Here is an 8,923-nt window from a genome sequence, read left to right as displayed (position 1 = left end):
GGCCGCGCGTGCCGCGGGCGTGAGCTTTGCGCTTCGTCAGAAGTGCCTCGAGCGTGACGACGATAATTGACCAGCCATATGGAACGCATTCGCCCAGTTATCCAAAGCGTGGATACCTTTCATCTAAACAAAGGATTTTACCGTTTTTGCTGCAGGTCCCATAGAAGCGCTTCAAGTTGGAAAGATAGGTAGTTCCGATGGTTGCGTTGGATCTGAGGAGCATCATCTGGTGTGCGGGGCGTACAAAGTCAGTCGCATCTGCATTGCGGCTTGGTCTTTCGGCGGTCCCCACAAGTTACGCCCCGTTGGCGCGACGCCAATTATTTAATCAATGCTTGGACATTTATCTCAACCAGACAGCTACAAGGTGAGGTCTTCCATGCGTCCGAATGTCGAGTGGAAGTTGTGCTGGGAAAATGAGCTGCAACTGGCCGACCATGTCGAACTCTCCGACTTTTTTCGAAAGACCTATGGACGGACTGGCGCCTTCAACGCGGAGCCATTCGAAGGCGGCCGCAGTTGGGCCGGCGCGAGGCCGGAATTCCGCGCAATCGGCTACGACGCGCATGGGGTAGCGGCTCACATCGGCATGCTGCGGCGCTTCATCAAAGTTGGCGAGGTCGACTTGATCGTCGCTGAATTGGGCCTGTACGCGGTTCGTCCGGATCTTGAAGGGCTCGGAATCGGTTTTTCGATGCGCGTGGCGTACCCAGTGCTCCATCAGTTGGGTGTTCCATTCGCTTTCGGCACGGTTCGGCACGCGCTGCGAAACCATGTCGAAAGATTCTGCAGAGCCGGCCTCGCGAACATTGTGTCGGGCGTTCGCGTACGGTCGACCCGTCCAGATGTGCATCCCGACCTGCCGCCCACGCGCCTGGAAGACGTACTCGTGTTGGTTTCGCCGATCGGACGCTCGATGGACGAGTGGCCGTCTGGTACCCTGATCGACCGGAACGGTCCGGAACTATGAAGCCTCTGGACTACATATGCGAAGGGCAGAGTGACAATGCCGATCGCATTGCAGAGCGCAGCGTCTATCTGACGTTTGACGACGGTCCCAATTCATTTTTCACACCGCAGATACTCAATGTGCTGGCGCAACATCAGGTGCCGGCGACCTTCTTCGTTGTTGGGGCCTACGCGGCCGACGAGCCGGAACTCGTTCGCCGAATTATTACAGACGGCCACGGTATAGCCAACCACACGATGACTCATCCGGACCTAGCTAAATGCGGGTCCGTCGAAGTCGACTGCCAGATAGTTGAGGCAAACAGAGTCATAGGGATGGCTTGCCCGCAGGCCATGGTTCGGTACTTTCGTGCACCCTATGGCATCTGGACCGAAGAAGTAATCGCTGCATTAGCGGGTGAGGCATTGGCGCCCGTCCATTGGTCCATTGATCCACGCGACTGGTCTCGCCCCGGCGTTGACGCCATCGTCGACAGAGTGCTCGCCGATATCCGGCCGGGCGCAATCGTGCTGTTGCACGACGGGTGCGCTCCCGACGAATTGCAACCAGGCAATCAAGCCAGTCTGCGCGACCAGACGGTGACAGCGTTGTCACGCCTAATTCCAGAATTGCACGGCCGCGGATTTGTAATCCGATCACTTCCTCAACATCCCTGAACAAACAGAGATCCTATGGACCTTCTCACCACAGCCAGTACTGTTGCCGTTTCGTCTTATGCGGTGCTCTCGACTGTTTACAGAGGCATGCAAGCGGTCTACTCCCAACCGGAAAATGTTACGCCGCCGTCGGAAAGCTTGTTCGGATCCGACCGTTGGCCGAGCGTGGATGTCATTATCCCCTGCTACAATGAGGACCCGCGCACACTCGCGGCGTGTTTAGCTTCCATTGCAAATCAAGATTACTCCGGAACATTTCAGGTCTATCTGGTTGACGACGGTTCTGGAAATCGTAATGCCGTCATCCCGGTACATCACGCCTACGAGGGCGACCCGAGATTCAATTTCATTCTGCTCCGCGAAAATGTTGGCAAACGCAAGGCGCAGATCGCCGCCATCCGCCGCTCATCTGGAGATTTCGTGCTCAGCGTCGACTCTGACACGACACTTGCGTCCGACGTCATCACGAAGCTTGCAGTAAAAATGCGGGATTCCATGGTCGGAGCGGCCATGGGCCAGCTGACGGCATACAACCGCAGCGACACTTGGTTGACCCGATTGATCGATATGGAATACTGGCTGGCTTGCAATGAGGAGCGCGCGGCGCAAGGTCGCTTTGGTGCGGTCATGTGCTGCTGCGGCCCATGTGCAATGTACCGCCGGTCTTGTCTCCTTTCTCTGCTGGATCAATACGAGACGCAGCTGTTCAGGGGGAAACCAAGCGACTTCGGTGAAGACCGTCATCTTACGATCCTCATGCTGAAAGCAGGCTTTCGAACCGAGTACGTTCCAGGTGCCGTCGCGGCGACAGTCGTTCCGGACAAGATGGGACCTTATTTGCGCCAACAACTCCGCTGGGCACGAAGCACTTTCCGGGACACGATGCTTGCGCGAGGTCTACTGCGTGGCCTGGATCGCTATCTAACTTTGGATGTGATGGGAGAGAATCTCGGCCCATTGTTGCTCGGCATCGCGGTAGTAACGGCGCTCGGTGAGTTACTATTTTCACATACAGTAAATTGGTGGACGGTGCTGGCTATTGTCACGATGACCATAATCAGATCTACGGTGTTATCTTTCCGCACTCGGCAGCTTCGATTCATCGGCTATTCAATGCACGCGTTAATCAGGATATTCCTGTTGATCCCCTTGAAGGCTTACGCCCTGTGTACATTGAGCAATAGCGATTGGCTGTCGCGTAAAAGTGTTCCCCTGCCCAACAGCAGCACAAAGGAAATCACAAGCGCGATGCCGCTTGGCGGAGCAAATGCTGCGGGCAATTCTGGAATTGCGGAGTCACTTCATACTGCAGATCTTTCGCTCACAGCTAGTGAAGTCTGACGGCCTTGCAGCGCCGAGTGACCGAGTAAGTTGTGTCAGTCGACACGGGGTGAAGCTTGTCGAGTTACCTATGATCAGAACGGGGACTATGTGGAAGCGACACGTGGCATCTTGACGTTATTCTTTGGCGGAAGCGATACACACGTCGCTCCGGCCGCGACTTTCCAAAGGTGTCATCTCAAGGCGGTGGCCTGCTCTGAACCAGAATTCGCAAGTAAGCTGCCGGTGGCCAATCGGACTCATTCCGCTTGAGATAGACGCATGTCCAATGTAGCAATCGACCTTACCGGCGTAACCAAATTATTCGGAAACAAGCTCGTTGTGGACGGGCTGTCCTTCACCGTTGCATCGGGAGAGTGCTTCGGTCTGCTGGGGCCTAACGGCGCAGGCAAGAGCACGATTGCGCGTATGCTCCTCGGTATGACCCGGCCTGACGCGGGTGATATAACAGTCCTCGGTCTACCAGTGCCGGCACGCAGCCGCTTGGCCCGCAAGGGCATAGGCGTGGTCCCGCAGTTCGACAATCTCGACCTGGAATTTACGGTACGTGAGAACCTGTTGGTGTTCGGGCGCTACTTCGGCATGAGTACAAGAGAGATCAACGCCGTCATCCCACGGCTGCTCGAGTTCGCTCGCCTTGAGAGCAAGGCGGATTCACGTGTCGGCCTGCTATCCGGCGGGATGAAGCGGCGCCTGACGCTGGCACGTGCTCTGATCAACGACCCCCAGTTGCTTGTGATGGATGAGCCCACGACCGGCCTCGACCCGCATGCCCGCCATCTGATCTGGGAGCGACTTCGTTTCCTGCTGGCGAGCGGAAAAACGATCATTTTGACCACCCATTTCATGGAAGAGGCTGAGCGGCTTTGTGATCGGCTGTGTGTTCTCGAGCGGGGACGCAAGATCGCCGAGGGCAGTCCTCATGCGCTGATCGACGAGTACATTGGGTGCAACGTGATCGAGATCTTCGGCGGTAATCCACAGGAGCTGATTTCGCTGATCAGACCGTACGTTCAGCGTGTCGAGGTAAGCGGCGAGACGCTCTTTTGCTATGCGCCTGAGCCGGAGGATGTGCGCATCCAGCTTCGCGGTCGAGCGGGTCTGCGTATTCTAGAGCGTCCACCCAGTCTGGAGGACGTTTTCTTGCGGTTAACCGGACGTGAGATGGAGAAGTGAGCAATGGGTGAACGTTTTGCGGCCGCTCTACCCGCCAACGCCTGGAACTGGATGGCGGTGTGGCGCCGCAATCATCTGGCATGGAAGAAGGTGGCATTTGCTTCAATGCTCGGCACCCTTGCTGATCCGATGATTTACCTTTTCGGGCTCGGCACTGGCCTTGGACTGTTGGTAGGCCGCATCGAAGGTGCATCCTACATCGCCTTTCTGGCAGCCGGCATGGTTGCGACGAGCGCGATGACAGCATCAACCTTCGAAACAATTTACGCGGTTTTCGGTCGAATGCGCGATCAGGGCACTTGGGAAGCAATCCTGCACACACAACTTACCCTCGGCGACATCGTTCTCGGTGAATTGACCTGGGCAGCCACAAAGGCTTTTCTGGCCGGTACGACAATTGCGATTGTTGCGGCCGCGCTAGGTTATGCCGCGTGGACGTCGGTTCTCTACGTGCTACCGGTCGTCGCTCTCACCGGATTCGCCTTTGCGAGCCTGGCCATGCTCGTCATCGCGCTCGCGCCCAGTTATCACTATTTTATTTTCTATCAGACGCTTGTCATCACACCCATGCTGTTCCTTTCGGGCGCGGTTTTTCCAGTCGGCCAATTGCCAGGAGTGTTTCAGCAGATTGCGGCCTTCTCGCCCCTGGCGAATTCTATCGAGCTAATCCGTCCGGTGATGCTCGGCCGCCTGGGCGACAATGTAGGGCTGCATATAGGCGCACTTTGCATGTTCGCTGTATTGCCTTTTTTTCTGTCGGCTGGACTGTTTCATCGACGACTAATGCGTTGACGCTTGCTTACACCCATTAACCAGAAGGAGGTCCGCAATGCCGGATGCAAACTGCCCACAGCGGCCCGGAGGCATGCGTATGCTAGGAATCGCGAGTGGTACAACGCCGAAGCCGGGCGCCACCCAGCCGCTGCAGGCACCCGCCCAGCTTCGCGACCACACCTCGAAGAACAGGCTGGATGGTGAGGCGCGGACCCACCCGGAGCGTTCAATCGATAGCAGCCAAGCTTCTTGTGCGCGTCCACAGACCGTCGCGGCCATTATTTAGTTGGATACACATGCAATGACCCACAACGAAGCAACTCCTGAGCCTTTTGTGATCCTTGCTATGCCAAGGACCGGAACACACTATTTAGAAGAATTGCTAAACGAGCATCCGACCGTTTTGAGTAACGGTGAGTTGCTAAACGAATATGATCCCAATTGGCCCAGCACTGATCGCCTGCTAGGCACGGATCGCGAGCTTCTTGAGCTTGCCTATGTGCGCTGCCCTATGCGCGACTACAAGAATGTGACGCATCTTGGATGCAAGATCAATGAACCTCAGTTTCGCGAGCGTCCCGCATTCTTTGCGGAACTGGCTCGTTGGCCAGCACTCAAGGTCATCCTTGTTGTTCGCCGAAACGTATTGGAATCGCTCCGATCCTTTGTGCAGGCCAGGGAAAGCGGTCACTGGCTGAAGTTCAGCTGGGACAACGATACCGCTCGGCCACCGAGCGTCAGGTTGTCAATCGCCGACTGTGAGGCTTATTTCAAAGCCGCCGACGATTTTCACGCTCGCGTTATGGACTCCTTCACGTCGACCAACCTGCTTGTAATGGAATACGAGAGCCTACTTCACGAACCTGCCCAATGCCTGGGAGCGGTTTGGGATTTCCTGGGCGTTCCAGCGCTTGAGCCATCAGATAACGCCATCCTGCAGCGCCAGGAAACGCGACCGCTGGATCAAACGGTGGAGAACTTTGACGAGTTGCGGATTCACTTCGCACGGGGACCTTATTCAAGATTTTTTGACCTCGGAGATTCAATGCGCTCCTACGCTTAATCGCTTGTACCGCGTGCTCTGATGGGCGTGTAGGATATCCTGCAGTTTGCGCGCATTCCGTCGCAAAACTGACAAACCAAAGTCACCAAGACGACAGAGATATCGGCCGGCAGTCGATCTGCGGCAGACATCAAAGACACGGCCGCAAGGCGACCTGGTCAATTCCCTCTCTGGCGAAGCACTTCTTCAGACGCGATCTTTGGCGAGCCTTGAGTGCAAATTCCGGCAAAGGTGGAGGGTTCCAGTGCGCAACCCGCACCAATCTCGCTGGACGGGACAGGCCTCCAGTTGGCACGGCGCTTGCTCCGAGATGACAGCAGCGCTCGACCGGAGCGCAGCATGGGAGAAGGAGGAGCCCCCACCCCGATCCGGTCAGGGAGAGAGAAACGGTGTTGGTTCCAAGAGTCCCCCGCGCGATCGCAGCGCCCCGCAAGCCCCATTTTGCCCGGACCTACGTGCAGGTGCTTGCCGCCATAGTCCTGGGAGCCGCAATTGGCTACCTCTATCCGGAAACCGGCCAGAGCCTGAAGCCGCTCGGCGATGCCTTCATCAAAGTCGTCAAGATGATTATCGCACCTGTCATCTTCCTGACAATTGCGACCGGCATTGCCGGCATGAGCGATCTGCAGAAGGTCGGCCGAGTTGCCGCCAAGGCGATGGTTTATTTCCTCACCTTCTCGACACTTGCACTCGTTGTCGGACTGATTGTCGCGAATATCGTTCAACCTGGCGCCGGCCTCAACATCGATCCGGCCTCGCTCGATGTCCAAGCCGTTAAGGGCTATGTGGCCACGGCTCACGAGCAGTCCGTGACCAGCTTCCTGATGAACATCATCCCGTCAACGATTGCCAGTGCCTTCGCGGAAGGCGACATCCTGCAAGTCCTGTTCTTCTCGGTCCTGTTCGGCATTGCTTTGGCGATGACCGGAGAGACGAGCAGGCCGGTCGTTACCTTTCTCCAGGCGCTTACCGCCCCCATTTTTAAGCTCGTCGGCATTCTGATGAAGGCTGCACCCATCGGCGCCTTCGGCGCAATGGCCTTTACGATCGGCAAATACGGAATCGGTTCGGTGGCCAACCTCGCGATACTGGTCGCGACGTTCTATCTTACCGCCTTCCTCTTCGTGTTCGGGGTTCTCGGCGCGGTCTGCCGCTACAACGGCTTCTCGATCTTTTCTCTCGTCCGCTACATCAAGGACGAGCTGCTGCTTGTCCTGGCAACGTCCTCCTCGGAGGCCGCGCTGCCCTCGCTAATGGAGAAGATGGAGAAGGCCGGCGCCGCCCGTTCGGTCGTAAGTCTCGTCATCCCTACTGGATACTCATTCAATCTGGACGGTACCAATATCTACATGACGATCGCCGCCCTCTTCATCGCCCAGGCGACGAACACAGATTTGTCAATTGCCGATCAGATCCTCCTGCTGCTAATTGCGATGCTTTCCTCGAAGGGTGCGGCAGGCGTCACCGGCGCCGGCTTCATCACATTGGCCGCTACTCTCTCTGTCGTGCCGAGTGTTCCCGTTGCCGGAATGGCTCTAATTCTTGGCGTGGACCGCTTCATGTCGGAATGCCGCGCGCTGACGAATTTAGTCGGTAATGCGGTGGCATCGCTCGTTGTCGCTCGCTGGGAAGGCGAATTGGACCAGTCACGGATGGAAACCGCTTTCCGCGGTTAGGGTTACATCAAACTGGCTCCCCGCAAGCAAGATCGCAACAGCGCGACGTGTAAGTAGCGGCCTTGACACAACAGTCGAATTGCCAGCCTCCAAAGAGCGCTGGAAATAGAGTACTAACGCAGTGAGTAATACAACACCATGAAGCCCCTAAGCAAACGAACGGTTCACGGAGACTCATCTGGGTGCGCATGGAGCGCTGTTCGTCGAATGCGCTATCCGCGGGGTGGGGGAACTATTTCAGCTTGCCGCCCCAAGCCGTCGCGGGAGCGCACCGGATGATGGAGGACCGGCCGATCAGAATCGCTAGGGGAAAGCGCGTCACAATAGCCGATCTCGCCCGCGAAGCCGGAGTCAGCGTAGCAACAGTCGATCGGGTTCTGAACGTCCGCCTTCCGGTGCGAGAGGAGACCGCCCAGCGGGTCCATGCGGCCGCGCACGCGATCGGCTATCATGCTGCCGGTCTCATCAAACAGCGCTTGCAGCAGCACCTGCCGCACTACAAGCTGGGCTTCATCTTGAGAAAACCTACCCACGATTTCTACCAAGATTTCGCTCGCAAGATCGAAGAGTCGGTCAGTATGGCTAAATCCTTCCACGGCCTTCCGATCATCGAGTTCGCGCAGTCACATTTGCCGCGTGACCTGCTCCCGCTTCTTAAGGACCTTGGGAGCCGCTGCCAGGCGATCGCCATGGTGGCGGCCGATCACCCGAAAATCACAGCATCAGTCGAGGAGCTCAAGGCGAAAGGTATCCCGGTATTTTCGCTGCTATCCGACTTCGCCGATGGCGTGCGCGAGGGCTACATCGGCCTCAACAACAGCAAGGTCGGACGGACTGCCGCTTGGGTGTTTTCCAAGGCCGCAAAACGGCCCGGCAAGGTGGCGGTGTTTGTCGGAAGCCATCGCTTCCAGGCGCATGCGACGCGGGAAACGGCCTTTCGTGCGTATTTTCGTGAGAACGCGCCAAAATTCGAGGTGCTTGATGCGCTCGTGAACCTTGATGAACGGCAGCTCACTTACGAAAAATTGCTGGATCTTATGCAGCGGGAACCAGAGCTCGTCGGCTTCTATATGGCCGGCGGGGGGATAGAGGGGGCAATTTCCGCGCTCCGAGAAGAGGGGAGCGGTCAGGATCTCGTCGCGATCGTGAGTGAAATGACGCCGCAGTCACGTGGGGCGCTTGCGGATGACATCTTGACGATGGCGGTCGGCACGCCAATGCGCCGACTTTGCCAGGAGCTGATAATGGCAATGGAGCGGGCCATCAA

Annotated in this window: 8 protein-coding genes; all 8 read left to right on the top strand. The window is 57.1% G+C overall.

Going from position 1 to position 8,923, the window contains the following annotated elements; all coding sequences use genetic code 11:
- The first annotated feature begins 379 nt into the window (after nt 1-379).
- Nucleotides 380-970, top strand: a complete 591-nt coding sequence (locus tag EN984_RS12490; protein ID WP_063169401.1) for a NodA family N-acyltransferase — start codon at nt 380-382, stop codon at nt 968-970.
- Complete coding sequence (gene nodB / locus EN984_RS12485) at nt 967-1,626, top strand: chitooligosaccharide deacetylase NodB (RefSeq protein ID WP_063169400.1); 660 nt, start codon at nt 967-969, stop codon at nt 1,624-1,626. Before EN984_RS12490 ends, nodB begins: the two co-directional genes overlap by 4 nt.
- A 15-nt stretch (nt 1,627-1,641) precedes the next feature.
- On the top strand, nt 1,642-2,967 hold the full coding sequence (nodC, locus tag EN984_RS12480; RefSeq protein WP_063169399.1) for a chitooligosaccharide synthase NodC: 1,326 nt from the start codon (nt 1,642-1,644) through the stop codon (nt 2,965-2,967).
- Nucleotides 2,968-3,228: 261 nt separating this feature from the next.
- Nucleotides 3,229-4,143, top strand: coding sequence for a nodulation factor ABC transporter ATP-binding protein NodI (gene nodI / locus EN984_RS12475; RefSeq protein WP_024505873.1), 915 nt, complete (start codon nt 3,229-3,231; stop codon nt 4,141-4,143).
- Nucleotides 4,144-4,146: 3 nt separating this feature from the next.
- Nucleotides 4,147-4,935, top strand: a complete 789-nt coding sequence (locus tag EN984_RS12470; RefSeq protein ID WP_063169398.1) for an ABC transporter permease — start codon at nt 4,147-4,149, stop codon at nt 4,933-4,935.
- Between the two features lie 283 nt (nt 4,936-5,218).
- Nucleotides 5,219-5,980: a sulfotransferase domain-containing protein gene (locus EN984_RS12465; protein ID WP_127266955.1), complete on the top strand. Its 762-nt coding sequence runs from the start codon at nt 5,219-5,221 to the stop codon at nt 5,978-5,980.
- Between the two features lie 392 nt (nt 5,981-6,372).
- The gene (locus tag EN984_RS12460; protein WP_210326678.1) at nt 6,373-7,656 is read left to right on the top strand and encodes a dicarboxylate/amino acid:cation symporter; all 1,284 of its coding nucleotides are present in this window, start codon (nt 6,373-6,375) and stop codon (nt 7,654-7,656) included.
- Between the two features lie 275 nt (nt 7,657-7,931).
- On the top strand, nt 7,932-8,923 hold a 992-nt coding region (locus EN984_RS12455; RefSeq protein WP_127383768.1), incomplete at its 3' end, for a LacI family DNA-binding transcriptional regulator.

Source organism: Mesorhizobium sp. M7A.F.Ca.CA.004.12.1.1, from assembly GCF_003997835.1.
Lineage (GTDB): Bacteria > Pseudomonadota > Alphaproteobacteria > Rhizobiales > Rhizobiaceae > Mesorhizobium.
The sequence above is the reverse complement of the archived record's forward strand: the minus strand, read 5'-3'. Positions and strand labels throughout refer to the sequence as shown.